At 68.8% G+C, this 24,227-nt stretch carries 16 protein-coding genes; 5 read left to right on the top strand and 11 right to left on the bottom strand.

Going from position 1 to position 24,227, the window contains the following annotated elements:
- Positions 1 to 186: 186 nt before the first annotated feature.
- From PG878_RS08050 to PG878_RS08035, 4 genes are all read right to left on the bottom strand, one after another.
- On the bottom strand, positions 187 to 1,323 hold the full coding sequence (locus PG878_RS08050) for a polyamine ABC transporter substrate-binding protein (protein ID WP_209031101.1): 1,137 nt from the start codon (positions 1,321 to 1,323) through the stop codon (positions 187 to 189).
- 89 nt (positions 1,324 to 1,412) lie between these two features.
- Positions 1,413 to 2,777 carry an aspartate aminotransferase family protein gene (locus PG878_RS08045; protein ID WP_209031100.1) on the bottom strand — a complete coding sequence of 455 codons (1,365 nt, stop codon included), beginning with the start codon at positions 2,775 to 2,777 and terminating at the stop codon, positions 1,413 to 1,415.
- 858 nt (positions 2,778 to 3,635) lie between these two features.
- Entirely contained in the window at positions 3,636 to 5,018 is a 1,383-nt protein-coding gene (locus PG878_RS08040; RefSeq protein ID WP_048489867.1) for a glutamine synthetase family protein, read from the bottom strand.
- A gap of 5 nt (positions 5,019 to 5,023) precedes the next feature.
- Positions 5,024 to 5,779 (bottom strand): gamma-glutamyl-gamma-aminobutyrate hydrolase family protein, encoded by a 756-nt coding sequence (locus tag PG878_RS08035; RefSeq protein WP_209031099.1) that lies wholly within the window; start codon positions 5,777 to 5,779, stop codon positions 5,024 to 5,026.
- Between the two features lie 244 nt (positions 5,780 to 6,023).
- Here PG878_RS08035 and PG878_RS08030 point away from each other — a divergent pair, with 244 nt between their 5' ends.
- The 3 genes from PG878_RS08030 to PG878_RS08020 all read left to right on the top strand — a co-directional run bounded on the left by PG878_RS08030 (position 6,024) and on the right by PG878_RS08020 (position 10,233).
- On the top strand, positions 6,024 to 7,403 hold the full coding sequence (locus PG878_RS08030) for a glutamine synthetase family protein (protein ID WP_209031098.1): 1,380 nt from the start codon (positions 6,024 to 6,026) through the stop codon (positions 7,401 to 7,403).
- Between the two features lie 105 nt (positions 7,404 to 7,508).
- Positions 7,509 to 8,816, top strand: coding sequence for an NAD(P)/FAD-dependent oxidoreductase (locus PG878_RS08025; protein ID WP_244672600.1), 1,308 nt, complete (start codon positions 7,509 to 7,511; stop codon positions 8,814 to 8,816).
- A gap of 79 nt (positions 8,817 to 8,895) precedes the next feature.
- Complete coding sequence (locus PG878_RS08020; RefSeq protein ID WP_209031097.1) at positions 8,896 to 10,233, top strand: diguanylate cyclase; 1,338 nt, start codon at positions 8,896 to 8,898, stop codon at positions 10,231 to 10,233.
- Here PG878_RS08020 and PG878_RS08015 read toward each other — a convergent pair.
- The 5 genes from PG878_RS08015 to fdhD form a co-directional block, all read right to left on the bottom strand.
- Positions 10,214 to 11,497 carry an MFS transporter gene (locus PG878_RS08015; protein ID WP_209031096.1) on the bottom strand — a complete coding sequence of 428 codons (1,284 nt, stop codon included), beginning with the start codon at positions 11,495 to 11,497 and terminating at the stop codon, positions 10,214 to 10,216. The genes PG878_RS08020 and PG878_RS08015 overlap by 20 nt on opposite strands.
- Positions 11,498 to 11,867: 370 nt before the next feature.
- A complete protein-coding gene (locus PG878_RS08010) occupies positions 11,868 to 15,932 on the bottom strand; it encodes an Ice nucleation protein (protein ID WP_311186033.1) in 4,065 nt (1,354 codons plus the stop codon).
- 668 nt (positions 15,933 to 16,600) lie between these two features.
- A complete protein-coding gene (locus PG878_RS08005) occupies positions 16,601 to 16,849 on the bottom strand; it encodes a hypothetical protein (protein WP_209030335.1) in 249 nt (82 codons plus the stop codon).
- Positions 16,839 to 19,187: an FdhF/YdeP family oxidoreductase gene (locus PG878_RS08000; RefSeq protein WP_209030334.1), complete on the bottom strand. Its 2,349-nt coding sequence runs from the start codon at positions 19,185 to 19,187 to the stop codon at positions 16,839 to 16,841. Before PG878_RS08000 ends, PG878_RS08005 begins: the two co-directional genes overlap by 11 nt.
- Positions 19,184 to 20,023, bottom strand: a complete 840-nt coding sequence (gene fdhD / locus PG878_RS07995; protein WP_209030330.1) for a formate dehydrogenase accessory sulfurtransferase FdhD — start codon at positions 20,021 to 20,023, stop codon at positions 19,184 to 19,186. The genes PG878_RS08000 and fdhD overlap by 4 nt, the downstream gene beginning before the upstream one ends.
- A 590-nt stretch (positions 20,024 to 20,613) precedes the next feature.
- Here fdhD and PG878_RS07990 point away from each other — a divergent pair.
- Together PG878_RS07990 and PG878_RS07985 are read left to right on the top strand one after the other, a co-directional pair.
- Positions 20,614 to 21,207 carry a hypothetical protein gene (locus PG878_RS07990; RefSeq protein ID WP_209030329.1) on the top strand — a complete coding sequence of 198 codons (594 nt, stop codon included), beginning with the start codon at positions 20,614 to 20,616 and terminating at the stop codon, positions 21,205 to 21,207.
- Positions 21,208 to 21,376: 169 nt separating this feature from the next.
- A complete protein-coding gene (locus PG878_RS07985) occupies positions 21,377 to 21,898 on the top strand; it encodes a DUF1203 domain-containing protein (RefSeq protein WP_209030328.1) in 522 nt (173 codons plus the stop codon).
- A gap of 163 nt (positions 21,899 to 22,061) precedes the next feature.
- On the opposite strand, the gene PG878_RS07980 is transcribed toward PG878_RS07985, so the two are convergent.
- A complete protein-coding gene (locus PG878_RS07980; protein WP_209030327.1) occupies positions 22,062 to 23,564 on the bottom strand; it encodes an aldehyde dehydrogenase in 1,503 nt (500 codons plus the stop codon).
- 70 nt (positions 23,565 to 23,634) lie between these two features.
- A complete protein-coding gene (locus tag PG878_RS07975; RefSeq protein WP_017912340.1) occupies positions 23,635 to 24,183 on the bottom strand; it encodes a cupin domain-containing protein in 549 nt (182 codons plus the stop codon).
- Positions 24,184 to 24,227: the final 44 nt, after the last annotated feature.

Below are 24,227 nucleotides of genomic sequence, written 5' to 3'. Positions count from 1 at the left end.
AAACGGGGTAGGAGCGGCTTCAGCCCCGACGAACGAAGACGCGATGCGTGCCAGGCAGCATCGCGTCGGGACTGAAGTCCCTCCCACAACAGCCGCTTGCATCTGGCATCGCCGGCGCGGGCAAGCGTGTCGTGCTGCTCCGCCCGGATCAACGACAACGCATCGCCCGGGACTACACAGGCCAGCTCAACGGCCGGTCTTGATCTCCGTCCACAGGCGGGTGTACAGCTTGTCCACTTCGGGCGGGTTGATCGAATAGGTAAACATCTTCGCGGCCACCTCCGGCGGCGGATAGATGGTGGGGTCGTTGCGGATCGCCGCGTCCACCAGCGGGGTCGCCTGCGGCACCGGGTTGGCGTAGTGGATGAAGTCGGTATTGGCCGCGGCCACCTTCGGCGTCAGCAGGTAGTTGATGAACGCGTAGGCGTTCTCCGGATGCTTGGCGTCCTTGGGAATGGCCAGCATGTCGAACCACTGCGGCGCGCCTTCCTTGGGAATCGAATAGGCCACGTGCACGCCGTTCTTGGCCTCCTCGGCACGGTCGCGGGCCTGGATGATGTCGCCGGACCAGCCCACCGCCAGGCAGGTGCTGCCGTTGGCCAGCGAGGTCACGTACTGCGAGGAGTGGAAGTTCTGCACGTACGGGCGGATGCGCTTGATCAGCGCCGCGGCCTGCTCGATCTTGGCCGGGTCGGTGCTGTGCGGATCCTCGCCCAGGTAGTGCAGCGCGATCGGGATCAGGTCCGAGGGCGTGTCCAGCAGGGTCACGCCGCAGTCCTTGAGCTTGGACAGGTTCTCCGGCTTGAACACCAGGTCCCAGCTGTTGGCGATGTCGGTGCTGCCGAACGCGGCCTTGACCTTGTCCACGTTGTAGCCGATGCCGGTGGTGCCGACCATGTACGGCACGCCGTACTTGTTGCCCGGATCCTGCTGCGCGATGCGCTGCATGATCTGCGGATCGAGATTGGCCAGGTTGGGGATCTTGCTCTTGTCCAGCGGCAGGAACACGCCCGCCTGGATCTGCCGGCCGAAGAAGTTCAGCGTCGGCACCACCACGTCGTAGCCGCTGCCGCCGGCCAGCAGCTTGGTCTCCACCATCTCGTCGCTGTCGAAGACGTCGTAGGTGACCTTGATCCCGGTCTGCTTTTCGAAGTCGGGAATCGTGTTCTCGGCGATGTAGTCCGAGTAGTTGTACACGTTGAGCACCTTCGCCTCGCCCTGCCCCGCCTCGCCCTGCCCCGCCTTGTCCGCATCGCCGCCGGAGCCGCCGCAGCCGGCGAGCAGCGCCGTGGCCAGGGAAAGAGTGAGCAGTCGCAAGGTCATGGCAGGTCTCCGCGGGTCCATGGGCAAGAGGGGGAAGGATCGGTGACGCGCGCCGATCCGAGGGACGGTCCAGACTACCCAGCGCCGGGCTATTTGCCCAGGGCCTGCGCGGTGTCCTCCAGCGCCCGCCAGGCCTTGTCGAACAGTTCGTCGACCTGGGCGCGGCTGAGGATCAACGGTGGCGACAGCAGCATCGCGTCGTGGGTGGCGCGCAGGATCAGGCCGCGGCGCAGCGCATGGTCGCGACACAGCGCGCCGACCTTGCCGCGCTCGGGGAAGTAGTGCCGGCGCGGCTTGTCCGGCACCAGCTCGAGCGCCCCGATCATGCCGACGATGCGCGCCTCGCCGACCAGCCGGTGCTCGCCCAACTCGGCCCAGCGCTGCGCCAGGTACGGCGCGATCTCGCGGCGCGCGCGTTCGACGATGCCTTCGTCCTGCAGCAGGCGCAGGTTCTCCAGCGCCACCGCCGCGCACACCGGGTGGCCGGAATAGGTGCAGCCGTGCGCCAGCTCCCCGCCCTGCTCCTTCAGCACCGTGGCCACGCGCGTGCCGAACATCGCCGCGCCGAGCGGGATGTAGCCGGAGGTGATGCCCTTGGCGATGGTCATCACGTCGGGTTGGAAGCCGAAGTGCTGCGAGCCGAACCACTCGCCGGTGCGGCCGAAGCCGCAGATCACCTCGTCGGCGACCAGCAGCACGTCGTAGCGGCGGCAGATGCGCTCGATCTCCGGCCAGTAGCTGCGCGGCGGGATGTACACGCCGATCGCGCCCATGATCGGTTCGCCGATGAACGCGGCCACCCGCTCCGGCCCCAGTTCCAGGATCTTGTCTTCGAGCCGGCGTGCGGCCAGCAGGCCGTACTCCTCCGGGTCCATGTCGCCGCCGTCGCCGAACCAGTACGGCGGATCGATGTGGTGGATGTCGGGGATCGGCAGGCCCCCCTGGCGGTGCATGCCCTTCATCCCGCCGAGGCTGGCGCCGGCCATGGTGGTGCCGTGGTAGCCGTCGTGGCGGCCGATGAAAATGGTCTTCTGCGGCTGGTCCTGCACTGCCCAGAAATGTCGCACCAGGCGCAGGATGGTGTCGTTGGCCTCGGAGCCGGAGTTGGTGAAGAAGGCATGGTCGAGGTCGCCCGGCGCCAGTTCGGCGAGCTTGGCGGCCAGGCGGATGGTGGGTTCGGTGGTGCACTGGAAGAAGCTGTTGTAGTACGCGAGCTGTTCCATCTGCCGCGCGGCGGCCTGGCCGAGTTCCTTGCGCCCGTAGCCGACGTTGACGCACCACAGGCCGGCGAAGGCGTCCAGCAACTGGTTGCCGTCGGCATCCCAGACGTAGGCGCCGTCGCCGCGGGTGAGGATGCGGGTGCCTTTCAGCGCCAGGGCGGCGTTGTCGTTGAACGGGTGCAGGTGGTGCGCGGCATCCAGGTCCTGCAGGGTGCGCGTATCGATCGGGTCCATGTCCACTCCAATGTTGGCACCAAGGCCGCAACGCGGCCAAGCTTTGCTCTTGCTCTTGCTGTTGTTCTTGCTGTTGCTGTTGGCTGTTGCCGTTGCTTTTGACTTGCCGGGTTCCCTTCCGAAGCGGCGGCCGTGCCGGGGAAAAACCCCGAAGGGGCGGCGCACATGGATGTGCGCCGTTCGCGGCAGGGGCAGGATGCCCCTTCCGCGAATCCCCGGCATGGACGCGGACCCGGAGCGCGTTAGCGCGGAGGGCGCGTAGGCAGGGTGTGCTTTCTTTTGGTTACTTTTCTTTGCACAAGCAAAGAAAAGTGACTCGCCGCCAGGCGAAAGCTTTGCTCTTGAAGATGCTGCCGCCGCGGCTGAATTGTAGGAGCGGCGTCAGCCGCGACAGCGGAAGTCATTGTGCCTGTCGCGGCTGAAGCCGCTCCTACAGATCTTCTCGTCCTACAGACAAACTTCAATCAACAGCAGTAGCAACAGCAAAAGCTTTAAAGGCTTTCGCCCTGACGGGCGAGTTACTTTTCTTTGCTCGCGCAAAGAAAAGGTAACCAAAAGAAAGCGCGCCCTGCCTTCGCGCCCTCCGCGCTGCGCGCTCCGGGTCCGCGTCCATCACGGGGATCCGCGGAAGGGGCATCCTGCCCCTGCCGCGGACGGCGTACATCCATGTACGCCGCCCTTCGGGTGTTTCCCCGCGATGGCCGCCGCTACGGAAGGGGACCCGGTAAGTCAAAAGCAACAACCGAAGCAACAGCAAAGCAACGGCAACGGCAACGGCAGGATCGAATCTGCTGCATAGCGCGTAGGCAATTTCGTCGCAAACGATGCGTCACGCGAGCCACGAAAGGCACCAGGAACTCACACGTTCAACAACAAAAACTCCCGCTCCCACGAACTGATCACCCGGAAGAACGTCTCGTACTCCTTGCGCTTGACCGAAATGTACGCCCGCACGAACCGCGGCCCCAGCAACTCCTGCAACGGCGCGCACCGCTCAAGCTCGTCCAGCGCCTCGCCCAGCGAGCGCGGCAACTGATAGCCCATCTCCTTGCCGCTGCCGGTGGTCGGCTCGGTCGGCTCGAGCTTCTCGCGGATCCCGAGCAGGCCGCAGGCCAGCGTCGCCGCCATCGCCAGATAGGGATTGGCGTCGGAACCGGCGAAGCGGCTCTCCACGCGCATGTTCTCGATCGTGTCGATCGGCACGCGCAGGCCGCAGGTGCGGTTGTCGAAGCCCCACAGCACATTGCTCGGCGAGACCTCGCCGAACATCAGCCGGCGGTAGGAATTGACGTTGGGCGCGAAGAACGCCATCGCCATCGGCACGTACTTCTGCAGGCCCGCCAGGTAATGGGCGAAGGTGCGGCTGTACTCCCCGGCGCGGCGGCCGCTGAAGACGTTCTTGCCGTGCTTGTCCACCAGGCTCTGGTGGATGTGCATCGCACTGCCCGGCTCGTTCTCCATCGGCTTGGCCAAAAAGGTGGCGTAGACGCCGTGGCGCAACGCCGCCTCGCGCATGGTGCGCTTGAACAGGAACACCTGGTCGGCGCGCGACAGCGCATCGTCGTGGGTGAAGTTGACCTCCAGCTGCGCCGCGCCGGATTCGTGGATCAGCGTGTCCACGTCCAGTTCCATCGCGTCGCAATAGTCGTACATCAGGTCCAGGATCGGATCGAACTCGTTGACCGCGTCGATCGAGTACGACTGCCGCGCCGTCTCCGGCCGCCCCGAGCGGCCGGCCGGCGGCAGCAGCGGGAAGTCCGGGTCGGTGTTCTTCTGCACCAGGAAGAACTCCAGCTCCGGCGCCACCACCGGCTTGCAGCCGATCGCCGCGTACGCCGCCAGTACCCCGCGCAGCACGTTGCGCGGCGCCAGTTCGTGCGGTTGGCCCTCCTTGGTGTAGCAATCGTGGATCACCTGCGCGGTCGGGTCGGCGGCCCACGGCACCATCCGCACCGTGTCCGGGTCCGGGCGCAGCTGCATGTCCGAATCCGACGGCGAGGTCAGGTCGTAGTAGTCGTCCGGGTAATCGCCGGTGACGGTGGTGGCGAAGATGCCCTCGGGCAGACGCGTGCCGTAGTCGTGCGAGAACTTGGCGGCGGGAATGATCTTGCCGCGGGCGTTGCCGGTGATGTCCGGCACCAGGCATTCGACCTCGGTGATGTGGCGTTCCTTGAGCCAGCGCCGCAGCGAGCTTTCCTGCTGTTCCGGGGTGTGCTTGCGCGATCGGGGTCGACTGGCCATGGGACTCAATGCCTGCGGGTGGCCGCATAGTGGCGACACGCGTCGCCGAAGGATTGGAAGATGCCGAGGTAGAACGCGTCGTCGAGCACCCGCCACTCCGGATGCCATTGCACGCCGAGCAGGAAGCCGGGGCCGATGCCGCGGAAGGCTTCGATCAGGCCGTCCGGCGCCAGCGCCTCGACGATCAGGTCGCCGCCGAGCCGGGCCACGCCCTGCCCGTGCAGCGAGTTGACCCGCACCCGGTCGCAGCCGGCGATCTCCTCCAGCCAGCCGCCGTGGCTCAGCGTCACCTCGTGCGCCGGCGCGTACTGCGCTTCCAGCGGCGCCTGCGGATCCTCGCGATGATCGGACAGCCCCGGCTGCGCATGCACCTTCTGGTGCAGGGTGCCGCCGAGGGCGACATTGATCTCCTGGAAGCCGCGGCAGATCGCCAGGATCGGCAGGCCCAGCGAGATCGCCTGCGGAATCAGGTCCAGCGTGTTGGCGTCGCGCGCCGGGTCGTGAAGATTGCCGAGCCAGCTCGGCTCGTCGCTGTAGTGGTGCGGCTCGATGTTGCTGACCGCACCGGTCAACAGCAGGCCGTCGAGCCGGGTCAACCAGGCGTGGGCATCGACCGGCGGCTGCAGCGACGGCAGCAGGACCGGGGTCACCCCCGCACCATCGACGGCGGCGCGCAGATACTTCTCGCCCGCGGCCAGGAACGGATGGTGGCCGATGAGCTTGCGGTCGGTCGGCACGCCGACCAGGGGCGATACGGCCATGCGAAGAACTCGTGTGGCGTCGTCGCAAGTTACCGCGGGCGTTTTATTTTTACAACACGACGCACTGCAGAACGCGGCACAGACCGCATGCGCGGCGCCTGCATTGCGCACGCAACGCCGCGAAAGCTTGCCGCAGCGTGACGACAGTGTGGCCGACCGTTGGCACGTCGCGCTCCGCGGCTGTTGAGTATTCTTGACGCCATGGTGCTCTGCTAAGCTCGAAGCACTCCCGCCGTCCGCCGCGATGACCCGCATGCACGATGCCCCGCTGCTGCCCCAGGACGATGCCCAGACCCTGCAGCGCATCGCCGGCTGCGAGCAGATCGACCTGCTGCTGCCGGACTGCAATGGCCTGCTGCGCGGCAAGCGCATCGCCCGCGACGCGCTGGACAAGGTCTACCGCGACGGGGTGTGCCTGCCGATGTCGCTGATCGCCACCGACATCACCGGCAACACCGTCGAGGAAACCGGGCTGGGCTACGACATCGGCGACGAGGATCGGCTGTGCGTCCCGGTACCCGGCAGCCTGCGGCCGGTGCCATGGGCGCCGGTGCCGTCGGCGCAACTGCTGCTGACGATGCAGGACGGCGCCGGCGGCGCGCTCGATTTCGCCCCGCGCCAGGTGCTGGCGCAGGTGCTGGCGCGGCTGCAGGCACGCGGGCTGACGCCGGTGATCGCGGTGGAACTGGAGTTCTACCTGTTCGACCCGCATGCCGATGCGCAGGGCCGCCCGCAGCCGCCGCTGCACGCGCACAGCGGGCTGCGCAGCGACAGCACCCAGGTCTATTACATGCAGGAACTGGACGACCAGCGCGGCTTCACCGACGCGGTCGCGCAGGCCTGCCGCGCGCAGGGCATTCCGGCCGACACGGCGGTCGCCGAGTACGCGCCCGGCCAGTTCGAGATCAACCTCAAGCACCGCGCCGATGCGCTGGCCGCCTGCGACGATGCGGTTCTGCTCAAGCGCGCGATCAAGGCGATCGCGCAGCAGCAGGGCCTGCTCGCCAGCTTCATGGCCAAGCCGTTCGCCGCGCAGTCCGGCAGCGGCCTGCACCTGCACGTGAGCCTGTTGGACAGTGCCGGTGACAACGTGTTCGCCGGCACCCCGCAGGCACCGGCCGCGCCCTTGCGCCATGCCATCGGCGGGCTGCAGCACAGCGCCGAGGACTGCCTGCTGCTGTTCGCCCCGCACGCCAACAGCTACCGGCGCTTCGTCGCCAACGCCTTCGTCCCGCTCAACGACAGTTGGGGCTTCAACAACCGCACCGTGGCGATGCGGGTACCGCACAGCGACCCGGCCAACACCCGCATCGAACACCGCATCGCCGGCGCCGACGCCAATCCCTACCTGGTCGCCGCGGCGGTGCTGGCCGGCATCGAGCACGGCCTGGCGCAAGGCCTCGATCCAGGGCCGCCGACGCAGGGCAATGCCTACGCGCAGCACGCCGCACGCGAGCCGGACTGGCGCGGCGCGATCGGCCGTTTCCTGGACAGCGACTTCGCCGCCACCGCCTTCGGCACGCGCTTCCGGCACATCTACGGCCAGCAGAAGCGCCGCGAACTGCTGGATTTCCAGGCGCAGGTCAGCGATGTGGACTATCGCTGGTATCTGCGGACGGTTTGAAGGCCGGGAATCGGGAATGGAGAAACGGGAATCGAAAGCAGCCACAGCGAATGCGCCTGCAGCCCAGCGCATGGTGCGCCTGGGCCATCGCAGCGGTTCGCCGCCATGACCAACGCTTCTCCGGTTCCCGATCCCCGATTCCCGACTCCCGGCGCGTCCTGGTATCTCGACAGCGCCGCGCCGTTCCCGAAACAAGAGCCATTACGCGGCCAGGTACGCGCCGACGTGTGCATCCTCGGCGCCGGCTATACCGGGCTGAGTGCGGCGCTGGCCCTGGCCGAGGCCGGGTATCGGGTGGTGGTGCTGGAGGCGCAGCGGGTCGGCTGGGGCGCGTCCGGGCGCAACGGCGGGCAGGCCATCGTCGGCTACGGCTGCGAGCAGCACACCCTCGAAGCCCTGCTCGGCCAGGACGATGCGCGGCTGCTGTTCGACTTCTCCCGCGACGGCATGCACCTGCTGCGCAGCCGCATCGCCCGCCATGGCATCGCCTGCGACTGGCGCGACGGGCATGCGCACGTGGCGATCAAGCCGCGGCAGGAACGCGCGTTGCGCGCCGGCATCATCGAGATGGCGCAGCGCTACGACTATCCGCTGCAATGGTGGGACCGCGCGCAACTGCAGTCGCAGTTGCGCAGCCCGCGCTATCTGGGGGCGATGTACGACGCCGCCAGCGGCCACCTGCATCCGCTGGAGTACGCGCGTGGCCTGGCGCGGGCGGCGCTGGCTGCCGGCGTGCGCATCTACGAGCAGACGCCGGTCACGCACCTGGTGCGCGGCGCGCAGCCGATCCTGCGCAGCGCGCACGGCGAGGTCGAGGGCGAGTTCGCCATTCTCGCCGGCAATGCCTGGCTGCGCGGCATCGCCCCGGAGCTGGAGTCGCGGATCATGCCGGTCGGCACCTACATCGGCGCCAGCGCGCCGCTGGGCGAGGCGCTGGCCCGCGAACTGATTGGCAACGACATGGCGGTGGCCGACGTCAACTGGGCGCTGGACTACTTCCGCCTCAGCCGCGACCACCGCCTGCTGTTCGGCGGCCGCGCCAGCTATTCGTCGCTGCCCCCTCCAGGCCTGCGCGGGGTGATGACCCGGCGGATGCGCCGGGTGTTCCCGCAGCTGCGCCAGGTCGAGATGGACTCGGTGTGGGGCGGCTACGTCGACATCACCCGCAACCGCGCCCCGCACTGGGGCCGGCTGACCCCGAACGTGTACTTCGCGCAGGGCTTCTCCGGCCACGGTGTGGCCGCCACCGGCCTGGCCGGGGCGGTCATCGCCGCGGCGATCGCCGGGCAGGCGCAGCGGCTGGACGTGTTCGCGCGGATTCCGCACGCGCCCTTCCCCGGCGGTCGCCTGCTGCGCACCCCGCTGCTGGTGGCGGCGATGTCCTGGTACAAGCTGCGCGACGCGCTGTGGTAGCCGCCGCGTCGCCCTCAAGTTTGCGCGCGCGCGGCCGCTAACCGGGTTCCACCCCTGGATTGCCGCCCGCGAGGCATGCATGTCGCACCCGTTGTCGATCGCCCCGATCGCCCCCGACGGCAGCCCCGCACAGCAGCGCATCCTGCTGGTGGAAAACTCGCGGACCTTCACCGACCTGCTGCGCGCGGCGATCGCGCAACGGGTCGAACTGCCGGTCGTGGTGGTCTCCACCCTGGCCGAGGCGGCCGCCGCGCTGGACGACGGCGGCTCCTGGTTCCTGGCGCTGACCGGGCTGGTGCTGGCCGACGGCGACCGCGACACCGTGGTGGACTTCTTCGTCGCGCGCGGCTTGCCCACGGTGGTCGTGAGCGGGGTCTACGACGAAAGCCTGCGCAAGCGCATCCTGACCCAGCAGATCATCGACTTCGTGCTGAAGAACGCGCCGGACAGCATCGACTACCTGGCCTGGCTGGTACAACGACTGGCGCGCAACCGCGCCATCACCGCACTGGTGGTGGACGACTCGCCGTCGGCGCGCGCCTACGCCGCCTCGCTGCTGAAGATGTATGGCTACCGCGTGGTGGAGGCCGCCGACGGCGCCGCTGGGCTGCGCGCGATCGAGGCCAACCCGTCCATCCGCCTGGCCGTGGTGGACCAGGAGATGCCGGGCATGGAAGGCGTGGAGTTCACCCGCCGGCTGCGCACCTTGCGCGCACGCGACATGCTGGCGGTGATCGGCCTGTCCGGCAACAACGACCCTTCGCTGGTGCCGCGCTTCCTCAAGAACGGCGCCAACGACTTCCTGCGCAAGCCCTTCTCGCGCGAGGAATTCTTCTGCCGGGTCTCGCAGAACGTGGACCAGCTGGAGCTGATCGGCACTCTGCAGGACCTGGCCACGCGCGATTTCCTCACCAGCCTGCCCAACCGTCGGCACTTCCTCGAACAGAGCCAGCGCATGCTGCCGCAGTGGCTGGCGCGGCAGGAACCGGTCAGCGTGGCGATGCTCGACATCGACCACTTCAAGCACATCAACGACACCTGGGGCCACGAGGCCGGCGACGAGGCGCTGCGCGCGGTGGCCGCGACCCTGGCCGCGCACGCGCGCCCGCAGGACATGGTGGCGCGCTTCGGCGGCGAAGAGTTCTGCATGCTGGTGCCGGGCCTGGACGCGGCCGCGGCCGCCGACTATTTCGAGACCCTGCGTGCGCGCATCGCCGACCTCAAGATCCCGGTCGGCACGCAGACCCTGCGCCTGACCATCAGCATCGGCGTCAGCAGCAGCGGCACGCAGCGGCAGACCCTGCATCCGCTGCTGACCGAGGCCGACAAGCACCTGTACCTGGCCAAGGCCGGTGGCCGCAACCGGGTCGAATACGCAGCGTCTGCGCCGCCGGCGCTCAGCGACGCGGCCGCCTGATCGCCAGCAGCGCCAGCAAGGTCAGCAGCGCCGCCGCGCTGAGGTAGTAGCCCACCCACGGCAGGCCGAACTCCCTGGCCAGCCGCACCGCGACGTACGGCGCCGGCGCCGCGCCGAGGATGCCGGCGAGGTTGAACGCCAGCGAGGCGCCGGTGTAGCGCACCGGCACCGGAAACAGTTCGGCCAGCAGCGTCCCGCAGGGGCCGTAGGTCAGGCCCATGAAGAAGAAGCCCAGGGCCAGGAAGGCCAGCACCTGCCAGGGATGCCCGGCCTGGAACAGCGGCGCGAACAACACGGCCCCGAACACGACGATGGCCACGGTGGCCATCAGCATCGCCGGGCGCGTGCCGCGGCGGTCGCCATACCAGGCCGACAACGGGATGCCGGCGGCGAAGAACAGGATGCCGACCATCTGCAGCAGCAGGAACTGCTCGCGGCTGTAGTGCAGCGTCTTGGTGCCGTACTCCAGCGCGAATACCGTCATCAGGTAGAACAGCACGAAGGTCGCCAGCACCGCGAACGTGCCCAGCAGCGTCGCGCCGATGTGCTGCGAGAGCACCGTCTGCATCGGCAGGCGCACGCGCTCGTTGCGGTCCAGGGCGCGCTGGAAGTCCGGGGTCTCGTGGATGCGCAGGCGCACCCATAGCCCGGTGATCACCAACAGGCCGCTGGCCACGAACGGGATGCGCCAGCCCCAGTCCAGGAACTGCGCCTCGTCCAGCAGCGCCCCCAGCAGCAGGAAGATACCCGAACACAGCAGGAACCCCAGCGGCGCGCCCAACTGCGGGAACATGCCGTACCAGGCGCGCTTGCCCGGCGGCGCGTTCTCGGTGGCGAGCAGCACCGCCCCGCCCCATTCGCCGCCCAGGCCCAGGCCCTGGCCGAAGCGGCACAGCACCAGCAGCGCCGGCGCCCACAGGCCGATGCGGTCGTAGCTGGGCAGCAGGCCGATCAGCACCGTGGACAGGCCCATGGTCAGCAGCGCCGCCACCAGGGTCGCCTTGCGCCCGACGCGGTCGCCGAAATGGCCGAACAGCGCCGACCCCAACGGCCGCGCGATGAAGGCCACCGCAAAGGTCGCCAGCGACTGCAATTGCGCCGCATCGGCGTCGCCCTTGGGGAAGAACAACGTGGGGAACACCAGCACCGCGGCGGTGGCGTAGATGTAGAAATCGAAGAACTCGATGGTGGTGCCGACCAGGCTGGCCAGCAGCACGCGGCGCGGCGAGTTGACGGGCGGAACGGCAGACGCGGCAACGGTCATGGAGGCGGTATCGACGGGCAACCGGCCGATTCTGGCAGATCGCCCTGCCTTTCGCAGCGTAGCGCAGCCGTTGCGTGCCGCGCTGCCGCCGCCTGGAATCCCTCGTGCACCATGCCGCAAGTGAAATCATCTGTCCGGACGCGGGTGACTGCCGCGACGGTTGCAACGGGCGAGGGGCACACCGCAAGGGCGTGTCGCACGACACCCACCACACCGCGACGATCGACCACGGATGTGCGCGTGCGCCCCTCGCACGCGCACATCCGGGAGCGGCCGCAAAACCAGGCAATCCAACTACCCGCGCAACCGGGCGACCTCCGACGCATCCTCAGTCCCGTTGCGACCACGACCTGCGCCGTCACCTCGCACTTCAGACATCGCGCACGTCCTCCAGGGTATCTGGATCACGGTCCAAGGGCACGCACGGCACCAGCTCCAGCACCTCGGCGGCATCGGCCTTTCCGACGAGGTTGCCTTGCTCGTCGACCTGATACGGCATATCGGCTTCCACGCCTTGCTCGCCGGTCGTGACCACGACGTTGGTGTAGCGCTCGCCGTCCCAGCAGCGGAAAATGAGCGTCGAATTCTCCCCGCCGGTCAGCGTCGACCCCAGACTGCCGATGAGCCTGCTGCGAGCGCCGGCGGTCAGGACGCTGTTCTTGCCGGCGGTGAGCTTGCTGCGATCGCCGGCCATCAGCGTGCTGTCGTCCCCGGCGGTGAGCTTGCTCCTGTCGCCGGCGGTGAGATGGCTGTTGCGTCCGGCCAACAATTTGCTGCGATCGCCGGCGGTTTGGGTACTGTCTGCGCCGGCGATCAGCTTGCTGCGGTCGCCAGCGGTCTGCACGCTTTCGGCGCCTGCAATCAGGGTGCTGCGCGACCCCGCCGTCTGAGAGCTGCCTTTGCCGGCGATCAGCATGCTCTTGTGGCCGGCGATCTGGATACAGTCGTGGCCGGCGATCAGCGAGCTACCGTAGCTGGCGATCAAGTTGCTGCAGTAGCCCGCCGTCAGGAAGCTGCGCACGCCGCTGGTCAGGCTGCTGCCGTAGCCGGCGATCAGCGAGCTGTCCTGCCCGGCGATGCCGGTGCTGCCGTAGCCGGCCGTCAGCGAACTGCTGTGTTCGGCCATCTGGGTACTGCCATAGCCGGCGGTCAGGGTGCTCTCGTACCCGGCGGTCTGGGAACTGCCGTAGCCGGCGATCAGCGTGCTGGCGTAGCCGGCGATCTCGGTACTCCCGTAGCCGGCGGTCAGCGAACTGTTCTGCTGCGCGGTCAGCGAACTGCCGTATCCCGCGGTCAACGTGCTCTCATAGCCGGCGGTTTGGGTACTGCCATAACCGGCGATCAACGAGCTGTCGTGGCCGGCGGTCGAGTTGCTGCCATAGCCCGCGGTCAGCGTACTCTTGTAGCCGGCGGTTTGCGTGCTTCCATAGCCCGCGGTCAACGTGCTGTCGTAGCCCGCCGTCGAGGTGCTGCCGTAGCCGGCGGTGAGGGAGCTGCTCTCCCGCGCGGTCTGGGTGCTGCCGTAGCCCGTGGTCAGGCTACTGTTGTAGCCCGCGGTCTGGGTGCTGCCGTAGCCGGCGATCAGCGAACTGTCGGCACCGGCAGTGCCGGTGCTTCCATAGCCCGCAGTGATATCGCTGCCCTGCCGCGCCGTTTGCGTGCTGCCGTAACCGGCCGTCAACGAGCTGTCGCTGCCGGCGGTCTGCGTGCTGCCGTAGCCGGCGATCAGCGTGCTGTCCGCACCTGCGGTGCCGGTACTGCCATAGCCGGCGGTGATGTCGCTGCCCTGGCGCGCGGTCTGCGTACTGCCATAACCGGCCGTCAACGAGCTGTCGCTGCCGGCGGTCTGCGTGCTGCCGTAGCCGGCGATCAGCGTGCTGTCCGCACCTGCAGTGCCGGTACTGCCATAGCCGGCGGTGACGTCGCTGCCCTGGCGTGCGGTCTGCGTACTGCCGTAACCGGCTGTCAGCGAGCTGTCGCTGCCGGCGGTCTGCGTGCTGCCGTAGCCGGCGATCAGCGTGCTGTCCGCACCTGCGGTGCCGGTACTGCCATAGCCGGCGGTGACGTCGCTCCCCTGGCGTGCGGTCTGCGTACTGCCGTAACCGGCTGTCAGCGAGCTGTCGCTGCCGGCGGTCTGGGTGCTGCCATAGCCAGCGATCAGCGAACTGTCGGCACCCGCGGTGCCGGTACTGCCGTAGCCGGAGGTGACGTCGCTGCCCTGGCGCGCGGTCTGCGTACTGCCATAACCGGCCGTCAACGAGCTGTCGCTGCCGGCGGTTTGCGTGCTGCCATAGCCGGCGATCAGCGAACTGTCGGCACCCGCGGTGCCGGTACTGCCGTAGCCGGCGGTCACGTCGCTACCCTGCCGCGCCGTTTGCGTGCTGCCGTAACCGGCCGTCAGCGAACTGTCGCTGCCGGCGGTTTGCGTGCTTCCATAGCCGGCGATCAGCGTGCTATCAGCACCCGCGGTGCCGGTACTGCCATAGCCGGCGGTCACGTCGCTGCCCTGCCGCGCTGTTTGCGTGCTGCCGTAACCGGCCGTCAGCGAACTGTCGCCGCCCGCGGTCTGCGTGCTGCCATAGCCGGCAATCAGCGTACTGTCCGCACCCGCGGTGCCGGTACTGCCGTAGCCGGCGGTCACGTCGCTGCCCTGCCGCGCCGTCTGCGTGCTGCCATAACCCGCCGTCAGCGAGCTATCGCTGCCGGCGGTTTGCGTGCTGCCATAGCCAGCGATCAGCGAACTGTCGGCGCCCGCGGTGCCGGTGCTGCCGTAGCCGGAGGTGACGTCGCTGCCCTGCCGAGCGGTCTGCGTGCTGCCGTAACCGGCCGTCAGCGAGCTGTCGCTGCCGGCGGTTTGCGTGCTGCCGTAGCCGGCGATCAACGTGCTGTCCGCGCCGGCCGTCGAGGTACTGCCGTAGCCGGTGGTGAGCGAACTGTCTTGCTGTGCCGTCTGCGTGCTGCCGTAACCCGCCGTCAGGACGCTGTCGTAGCCGGCGGTCTGGGTACTGCCATAGCCCGCGATCAGCGAACTGTCGTGACCCGCTGTGGAGGTGCTGCCGTAGCCGGTGGTGAGCGAACTGTCTTGCTGCGCCGTCTGCGTGCTGCCGTAACCGGCCGTCAGCGAGCTGTCGCTGCCGGCAGTCTGCGTGCTGCCGTAGCCGGCGATCAACGTGCTGTCCGCGCCAGCGGTGCCGGTGCTGCCATAGCCGGCAGTGACGTCGCTGCCCTGCCGCGCGGTCTGCGTGCTGCCGTAACCGGCCGTCAGCGAGCTGTCGCTGCCCGCGGTTTGGGTGCTGCCGTAGCCGGCGATCAATGTGCTGTCCGCACCCGCGGTACCGGTGCTGCCATAGCCGGCAGTGACGTCGCTGCCCTGCCGCGCGGTCTGCGTGCTGCCGTAACCGGCCGTCAGCGAGCTGTCGCTGCCCGCGGTTTGGGTGCTGCCGTAGCCGGCGATCAATGTGCTGTCCGCACCCGCGGTACCGGTGCTGCCATAGCCGGCAGTGACGTCGCTGCCCTGCCGCGCGGTCTGCGTACTGCCGTACCCGGCCGTCAGCGAGCTGTCGCTGCCCGAGGTCTGTGTACTACCGTAGCCGGAGATCACGGCGCTGTCGGCACCCGTGGTCGCGGTACTGCCATAGCCGGACGTCAGGCGGCTGCCTTCCTGCGCCGTCTGGGTACTGCCATAGCCCGCAATGAGCGTGCTCCTGACGGCGGCGGTCTGGGTGCTGCCGTATCCGGCAAGGATGGAACTGTCGGATCCCGCGGTTCCGGTACTGCCATAGCCGGCGATCAGATCGCTGTGATCGCCGGCGGTTTCGGTACTGCCGTAGCCAGCGACCAGCCGGCTTTGGTCGGAGCCGGTGAGCGTACTGCCATAGACACCTGTTTCGGTCTTCCTTGCGACGGCGTCGTGGCGCGATTCGACAGCATGCGCCGCAACGACCGTGGCAACCGGGGTTGCCGCTGTTGCCAAGGTCGGCGGGGTGGGCAGGGTGGGTTGAGTCCCCAGTGTTGCCTGGGTCGTCCGCGCAGACAGCGCCAATCCGGGGCTCGGCATGTCCGCCGGTTGGGCAGGCACCGATACCTGACGTGCCGCCTCGTAGAACTGGAGGTTGTGCGCAATATAGTCCAGCGCCTCGTTCCGATTCCCGACAAGCAGCACGGCCGCACGCGGGAACTTGATCATCCCCTCCTCTGGCAACGGCAGCGTGTCGCCAGCGTCGACTTCACAGACGACCCAGCGGGCATCGGCATGCGCACTCAGATGTGCCCAGTCCCCTATTCCCCACAACAGGCCCGTCAGGCCGTTCTCGTGCAATCGGGACGGTTTCCAGTATTTGCATTCCACATCACCCGATATCGGCCAGATCAAGCCACAGTGATCGGCCATATTGTTGGCACAGGTGCGCAACGCCAGAATCTTTCCAGTGTTCATCGCATCATCCTCTTATGGGCATGAAAAACAGGATGTTTTCCCAGGACGGATCCGCGACCTGCAACGGAAAACGCGGCTGCATCGCATCCACTCCGGCTGCGACGGTCAACGGGCATGGCCACCGCCAGAGGCGCCTGGCGAGGGACCTGCCGCGTTTCCACGAAATGGGGGTGGGTCGTCACCGCAAAGCCACGCCGCCTGGCAGAATCCGGATCTCGGCCCAGTCGCGTGTTCGATCGGCTGCGCCGGCCCTCTTCGTGGAAACAACCTGCAGCGTCGGATCCGGAATTCTCACGGATTGAGACAGGGAAAGACGTCCACGCTCCAAAAGCACTAAATCGCCACTGGATCACTTACCACGGGAAAGTATTAAAATACTGTTTCCACGCGACGAGAATTGATTATCAATTTCCGCGTGCTTCCGTTAACGAAAAAAAGGGACCTACTCGTTGCCGGAGCGACGGAGCTGGAGGCGCGCAAGCGCAACGCGCTTTTCCAAATGGTGCGATGACCGCCCGCTGCAGACATGCCGGCAGTGCACGCGTACCACTGTCGATATCCAACGCCGATCGCCCGGTCGGGGGCGGGGGCTGCAGCCCGCTCGCGACGGAGCCGACGTCGCAGAGTGCAGGTAGTGGGACGGATCTGAAATCGCTGCCGCTTCGCGCTCAACGCGGCAGTTGTGCGCGACCTGCGGCAGTCAGCACCGCCAGCTCGCGCTCGCCCGCCCGTTCCACCCGCACCCATCCCGGCCCCGCCTGCCCGGCAAGTTCGGCATCGCCTAGCCAGGCCAGGGTGCGCAACAACACGCTCATGCGCACGTCCAGGCGCTTGCAGACCCGGGCCAGCGCCATGCCCTCCGGTGCCTCGGCCAGCAAGGGCAGCAGGCGCGCGGTCAGCAGTGGATCAGCGGACAAGCGCCACACCGATGTCGCGCGGGGCGGCCGCGGCGGCGTCGGCCAAATGCGCGGTCACCACCACCGGAATCGACTTGGAGGTGGGCGTGCGCGCCTCGTCGGCGAAGCTGGACAAGGGCACCAGCGCATTGGTCTCCGGGTAATAGGCCGCCAGGCAGCCGCGCGGAATGTTGTACTCGACCAGCATGAAGCGCTTGGCCTGACGCGGCACCCCGTCCTCGCACAGGCTGTGCAGGTCCACCCAGTCGCCGGCGTGCATGCCCAGGTCGGCGATGTCGGCGGCGTTGATGAACAGCACCCGGCGCTCGCCGAACACGCCGCGGTAGCGGTCGTCCAGGCCGTAGATGGTGGTGTTGTACTGGTCGTGCGAGCGCGTGGTGGCCAGGGTGAACACCAGTTCGCCCGGATGCGCCCGCCGCGCGCGGTGGATCGGGTTGTCGGTGGGCACCGCATGCGGCTTGAACACCGCACGGCCCTCCGGCGTGTCCCACACGCGGTCGCGCGCGCCATTGGACAGGCGGAAGCCGCCCGGCACCCGCACCCGCGCATTGAAGTCGGCGAAGTCGTCGAACATCTGCCCGATCAGGTCGCGGATGCGGTCGTAGTCGGCCACCAGCCAGCGCCAGCGCACCGCGCTGCGCGCACCGAGCGTGGCCTCGGCCAGGCCCGCCACGATCGCCGGCTCGGACAGCAGGTGCGGCGAGGCCGGCGGATTGATGCCGCCGGACAGGTGCACCATGCTCATCGAATCCTCGACGCTGACCTGCTGCGGCCCGCCCTCCTGGATGTCGATCTCGGTGCGGCCCAGGCACGGCAGGATCAGCGCGTCGCGGCCATGCACCAGGTGGCTGCGGTTGAGCTTGGTGGTGACGTGCACGGTGAGCTCGCAGCGGCGCAGCGCGCGATGGGTCGCGTCGGTATCGGGCGTGGCGGTGGCGAAATTGCCGCCCATGGCGAAGAACACCTTGGCGCGGCCGTCGGCCATCGCCTCGATCGCGCCCACGGTGTCGTAGCCGGGCGCGCGCGGCGGGGCGAAGCCGAACACCGCCTGCAGCCGGTCCAGGAACGCCTCCGGCGGCTTCTCGTAGATCATCATGGTGCGGTCGCCCTGCACGTTGCTGTGGCCGCGCACCGGGCAGGCGCCGGCACCGGGACGGCCGAGATGGCCGCGCAGCAGCAGCAGGTTGGCGATCATCTGGATGGTCGCCACCGAATGCTTGTGCTGGGTGATGCCCATGCCCCAGCAGGCGATCAGCCGCTCGGCCTTGAGGTAGATCTCGCCGGCCTTGCGCAGTTCGGCCTCGCTCAGCCCGGATTCCTCGACGATGGTGTCCCAGGGCTCGGCCGCGACCTCGGCGGCGAAGGCCTCGAAGCCGACGGTGTGATGCGCGATGAACTCCAGGTCCAGCAGCCGCGGCTGGCCACTGCTGGCCGCCTCGGCGTCGCGCTCCAGCACATGCTTGATGATGCCCTTGACCGCCGCCAGGTCGCCGCCGATCTTGAGCTGGAAATAGTCCGAGGAGATGCGCGTGGAGCCGTTGTGCAGCATCTGCAGCTTGTCCTGCGGATCGGCGAACTTCTCCAGGCCGCGTTCGCGCAGCGGATTGAACGAGACGATCGCCGCGCCGCGCTTGGCCGCCCGGCGCAGTTCGCCGAGCATGCGCGGATGGTTGGTGCCCGGGTTCTGGCCGAAGATGAAGATCGCATCGGCCAGATCGAAATCCTGCAGCGACACGGTGCCCTTGCCGCTGCCGATCTGCGCCCTGAGCGCGGTACCGGACGGCTCGTGGCACATGTTGGAGCAGTCCGGAAAGTTGTTGGTGCCGAACTCGCGCACGAACAACTGGTACAGGAACGCGGCCTCGTTGCTGGTGCGGCCGGAGGTGTAGAAGATCGCCTCGTTCGGCGAGGCCAGGCCGCTGAGGTGCCGGGCGATCAGCGCGAACGCCGCGTCCCAGTCCACCGGCACGTAGTGGTCGCTGTCCGCGTCGTAGCGCAGCGGCTGGGTCAGCCGGCCCTGCCCTTCCAGCCAGTAATCGCTGTACTTGGCCAGTTGCGCGACGCTGTGCTGCGCGAACAATTCGGGGGTGGCGCGCCGTGCGGTGGATTCGGCGGCCACCGCCTTGGCGCCGTTCTCGCAGAATTCGAAGGTCGAGGTATGGTCGCGGTCGGGCCAGGCGCAGCCAGGGCAGTCGAAGCCGTCGGGCTGGTTGGCATGCAGCAAGGTCTTGGCACCCTGCACCGCCACGTCCTGCTCCATCAGGTGTTTGGCCACGGAGCGCAGCGCGCCCCAACCGCCGGCCGGTTGCGTATAGGGCTGAATGGTTTTCTTGCTCATGCGGGCTCTCCGGCGGGTTCGGTCTGCGCTAGGCGCTGCGGATGGCTGTAGACGACGTAATCGTGATCGCGGGCGAAGCCGATCAGGGTCAGGCCGGCGCTGTCGGCCAGCGCGATGGCCAGCGCGGTGGGTGCGGAAATGGCGGCCAGCAGCGGGATGCCGGCCTGGGTGGCCTTCATCGCCATTTCGTAGCTGGCGCGGCTGGTGACCACCGCGAAGCCGGCGGCCGGATCGAGGCCGGCGCCGGCCAGCGCGCCGATCAGCTTGTCCAGCGCGTTGTGGCGGCCGACGTCCTCGCGGATCAGCTGCAACTCGCCCTGCGCATCGGCCCAGGCCGCGGCATGGGTGGCGCCGGTGAGCGCGTTGAGCGTCTGCCGCGCGCGCAAGTCGCGCAGCGCCCGGGCCAGCGCGTCGGCCGCGATCGGCACGCCGGCCGGCACCGGACGCGGCGTGCGCAGCACCGCCTCCAGCGACTCGCTGCCGCACACGCCGCAGCCGCTGCGCCCGTCCAGGTTGCGGCGCCGTGCCTGCAGTGCGGCGGCCTGTGCCGGCGGGATCCGCAGACGCAGCGACACGCCTTCCAGATAGGTTTCCACCGCCTCGATGCGCAACTGCGCCGGCGCCGCGACGATGCCTTCGCTGAGCGAGAAGCCCAGCGCGAAATCCTCCAGGTCTTCCGGCGTGGCCATCATCACCACGAACGGCGTGTCGTTATAGGCGAACGCCACCGGCACCTCGGCCGCGACCAGGTCCTGGGCGATGGCCGTGCGCCCGTCGCGGTGGCGACGCATGCCGCGCGCGACTGCCCCTGGCCTGGATGACGCACCCGAATACATCGCGACCCTCCGGACTCAGTGGAACAGCACCAACGCATTCTGCCGTGCGACAGGGATGCCGGGGCACTCCCGTCGCTCGGCCGCACCAGCGGCAGCGCTGGCCGTCGTCGGCGACCGTGTCGCAAGCCGGAAGGCCTTCCGCGGCCGCCGCCTCCCCGCGTCGGCCCGCGATCAGCTTCATGCGGGCGCCCAATCGGACACGCCTTGCTACCCGCCAAGGATGCTACAGCGTCGTGTTGTACACCTGTGAGGGCGACAGGCCAATCGCCACTGGCAGCGCGGGTCACGCCCTGCCAACGCCACCCGCGCACGTGCGGGCTGAAGCGCCGGCCAGCGCCTGGCCGAGCCACGCGGTCGCCCGCGCCCGTGGGCAGCACTGCCGGTGCCCAGCGCCCGCGCAGCCACACCCAGCGGCCCGCGACGGACGCCGCACCCTTTCAGCAGCCGCGCCCGCACCCGGCTGCGATCGGAGCCACGGCGCGCAGCAGGCGCCTTTCCTTGTGCACTGCAAGAAGCCCCAGCGCAAGGCGCGCGCCGCCATCACCCGCCGGTCGGGTAGGCTTGCGGCCCCACGCTTGCGAAACTGTCCCATGCCCATCCCGTTCCGCCTCTGCCTTGCCGCCGGCCTTGCGCTGCTCGGCACCCACACCGCCAACGCCGCCGACCTGCCCGCCGAGGTACTGCGCCAGGTGCCGGCCGGCTACCTGCCGCTGGCGCAGCTGCAGGCCGATCTCGATGGCGATGGCCGCGCCGATTATCTGGTCGCGTTGCAGCAGCGCGGCGAGGCGCAGCGCGATCCGGCCCCGGCGCGACCGCTGCTGATCTTCGTGCAGCAGGGCGACGGCCACTATCGGCTGGCGGCGCGCAACGACCGGGTGATCCTCAAGCGCGACGAGGGCGGCCAGTGCGATCCGTTCACCGATGGCGACGAACCGTTCGCGGCCAAGGGTCGCTACTTCACCGTGCAGAACGGGGTCTCCTGCGGCCAGCACTGGACCGACTTCATCACCTTCCGCTACGAGCCGCAGCGCAAGCAGTGGCTGTTCCACAAGCGCATCCAGCAGCGCTGGGAGCTGAATCCGAATCCCTCGCCCGATGCCGAGGCGCTGGTCAAGGACGGCGACCAGGTGCAGTCGGCCGATCCGCGACATCCGGTGGATTTCGCCGCTTACGTTCCGCGCTGAAGGCGGCAGGCGCGCCCTCCCGGCGGCGCGCCCGCGACATCGCGGCGTCTCGCCGGCCCTGGCGGCGACGCACCGCGCACGGCCCATGGCCAATGCCGCGTCCGAAAGCGGCCAGCACCACGTCGCCGCGAACGGCACGCTGCGCGCTCCATCCGTTCCCGGAGCCTCCATGTCCAGCTTCCGTTGCGTCGGCCTGCCGGCCGCCCAGTTCGCTCCCCTGTTCGACCTCGACGACGCGCAACTGCAGGCGCACCACGCGCGGCGCCTGCGCGCCGACAGCGCGCTCGGCTATCCGTGCAGGATCAGCCTGGAGGACGCGCGGCCCGGCGAGGAACTGCTGTTGCTGCACTACCTGCACCAACCCGCGCAGACGCCGTACCGCGCGGCTGGCCCGATCTACGTGCGCCGCGACGTCGCCACCGCCACGCCGGCGCCGGGCGAGGTGCCCGATGCGATCGTCCGCCGCCTGATCTCGCTGCGCGGCTACGACGCCCACGACATGCTGATCGCCGCCGACGTGCAGCCCGGCGAGCGCATCGCCACCGCGATCGCCTGCGCCTTCGCCGATCCGCAGGTGCGTTACCTGCACCTGCATCACGCGCGGCAGGGCTGTTTTGCGTGCCGGGTGGAGAGAGAGCCGGGATTGGGGATGACCAGCCATTCGGCTGTTGAAAGCCGGGATTGGGGATGAGTGGCTGCACCGCGATCTGAAACGCCGCCGTTGCCGTCGTAGGAGCGGCTTCAGCCGCGACGGGCCTTCCCGGGAAAGCCTGTCGCGGCTGAAGCCGCTCCTACGACATCCCGACCGCGGCCAAGCGCTTCAGCAATCCCCAATCCCGACTCCCCACTCCCCGCTACCCACCCAGATTGATCCACGTCGCCTTCATCTCTGTGTACTTGTCGAAGGCGTGCAGCGACTTGTCGCGGCCGTTGCCCGATTGCTTGTAGCCGCCGAACGGGGCGGTCATGTCGCCGCCGTCCCAATAGTTCACCCACACGCTGCCGGCGCGCAGCTTGCGCGCCACGCGGTGCGCGCGGCCGATGTCGCGGGTCCATACGCCCGCCGCCAGGCCGTAGTCGCTGTCGTTGGCCATGCGCAGGGCGTGCGCCTCGTCGTCGAAGGCGATCACCGACAGCACCGGGCCGAAGATCTCCTCGCGGGCGATGGTGTGTTCGTGGCCGACCTCGTCGAAGATGGTCGGCTCCACGTAGCAGCCGCCGGGCACCACCTCCACGCGCTTGCCGCCGAGCAGCAGCCGCGCGCCTTCGGCGTTGCCGCGGGCGATGTAGTCGAGCACGCGATGGGTCTGGGTCTCGTCCACCAGCGCGCCCATCGCCGCGTCGCCCTCGAACGGATGCCGCGGCTGCAGCGCGCGGCCGGCGGCGACCACGCGTTCGACGAAGCGGTCCTTGATCGAACGCTCCACCAACAGCCGCGACGCCGCGGTGCAGACCTCGCCCTGGTTGTAGAAGATCGCCGCGGCCGCCGCCTGCGCCGCCTGCTCCAGGTCCGGCGCATCGGCAAACACCAGGTTCGGACTCTTGCCGCCGCATTCCATATACGCGCGTTTCATGTTCGACAGCCCCGCGCACTGCAGCAGGCGCCGGCCGACCGCGGTGGACCCGGTGAACACCAGCCCGTCCACATCCATGTGCAGCGCCAGCGGTTCGCCGGCGCCCTTGCCGAAGCCGGGCACCACGTTGAACACGCCGTCGGGAATGTCCGCCTCGGCAACGAGTTCGGCCAGGCGCAGCGCGCTCAGCGGCGATTTCTCCGACGGTTTCAGCACCACCGAGTTGCCCGCGGCCAGCGCCGGGGCGATCTTCCACGCCGCCATCAGCAGCGGGAAATTCCACGGCACGATCGCGCCGACCACGCCCAGCGGCTCGCGGGTGATCAGGCCCAGTTCGTCCTGCCCGGTCGGCGCCACTTCGCCGTACAGCTTGTCTACCGCCTCGGCGGTCCAGGACAGGCAGCGCACCGTCGCCGCCAGGTCCACCGCACGCGCGTCGCGCACCGGCTTGCCCATGTCCAGCGATTCCAGCAAGGCCAGTTCGTCGGCATGGCGTTCGACCAACTGGGCCAGCGCCAGCAGGGTCTTCTTGCGCTGCGCGGGTTTGGCCTGCGACCAGTGCCCTGCCTCGAAGCTGCGCCGCGCCGCGGCCACCGCGCGGTCGATGTCCGCGGCCTCGCCCTCGGCCACGCGGCCGAGCAGGCGGCCATCGATCGGGCTGATGCAGTCGAAGGTCTTGCCGCTGGCGGCGTCGACGTAGCGGCCGTCGATGAAGGCCTGGGTCCGCGGACGCAGCGTGTCGGCCAGCGCCTGCCAGGCGTCGCGGGTGCGGGGTGCGGTCATCGGGGACTCCTGCGGCGGCGGAAGGATCGGAAGGACGCGACGGCGGGCGGCGGCACGGCGCGCATGCGACTCAGAACGTGGCCGGCGTGTTGGCGCTGACCAGCACCGCGGTCTCGCGGCCGACGTTGCGGAAGCGGTGCGGCACCCGGCTTTCGAAATAGTAGCCCTCGCCGGCGCGCAGCACCCGCACCTGGCTGCCGACGGTGATCTCCACCTCGCCGGCCACCACCACCCCGCCCTCTTCGCCGTCGTGCACCAGCATCGCGCTGCCGGTGTCGCTGCCCGGCGGCATCACCTCGCGCAGGATGCACATCTGCCGCTGCGGGCGGTGCTGGCCGACCAGGTAGTAATGGATGCCGTCGCTGCCGACGTCGGGCAGTTCGTCGGCGCGGTAGAACGGCGCATCGGCCTCGCCCGGGTCCAGATCCTGGGTGAAGAATTCGGCCAGCGAGATCGGGATGCCGTCCAGCACCTTCTTCAGCGAACTGACCGACGGGCTGACCTTGTTCTGCTCGATCAGCGAGATGGTGCTGTTGGTCACGCCCACCCGCTTGGCCAGCTCGCGCTGGCTCAGCCCGTGGGCGGTGCGAACCCGGTGCAGGCGGGCGCCGATGTCCATCGCGGGGGAACGCCGGTGACGGTGTTGCCGGATACTTTACACAC

This window comes from Xanthomonas hawaiiensis (genome assembly GCF_031834635.1).
In the GTDB taxonomy this organism is placed as follows: Bacteria; Pseudomonadota; Gammaproteobacteria; order Xanthomonadales; family Xanthomonadaceae; genus Xanthomonas_A; species Xanthomonas_A sacchari.
The sequence above is the reverse complement of the archived record's forward strand: the minus strand, read 5'-3'. Positions and strand labels throughout refer to the sequence as shown.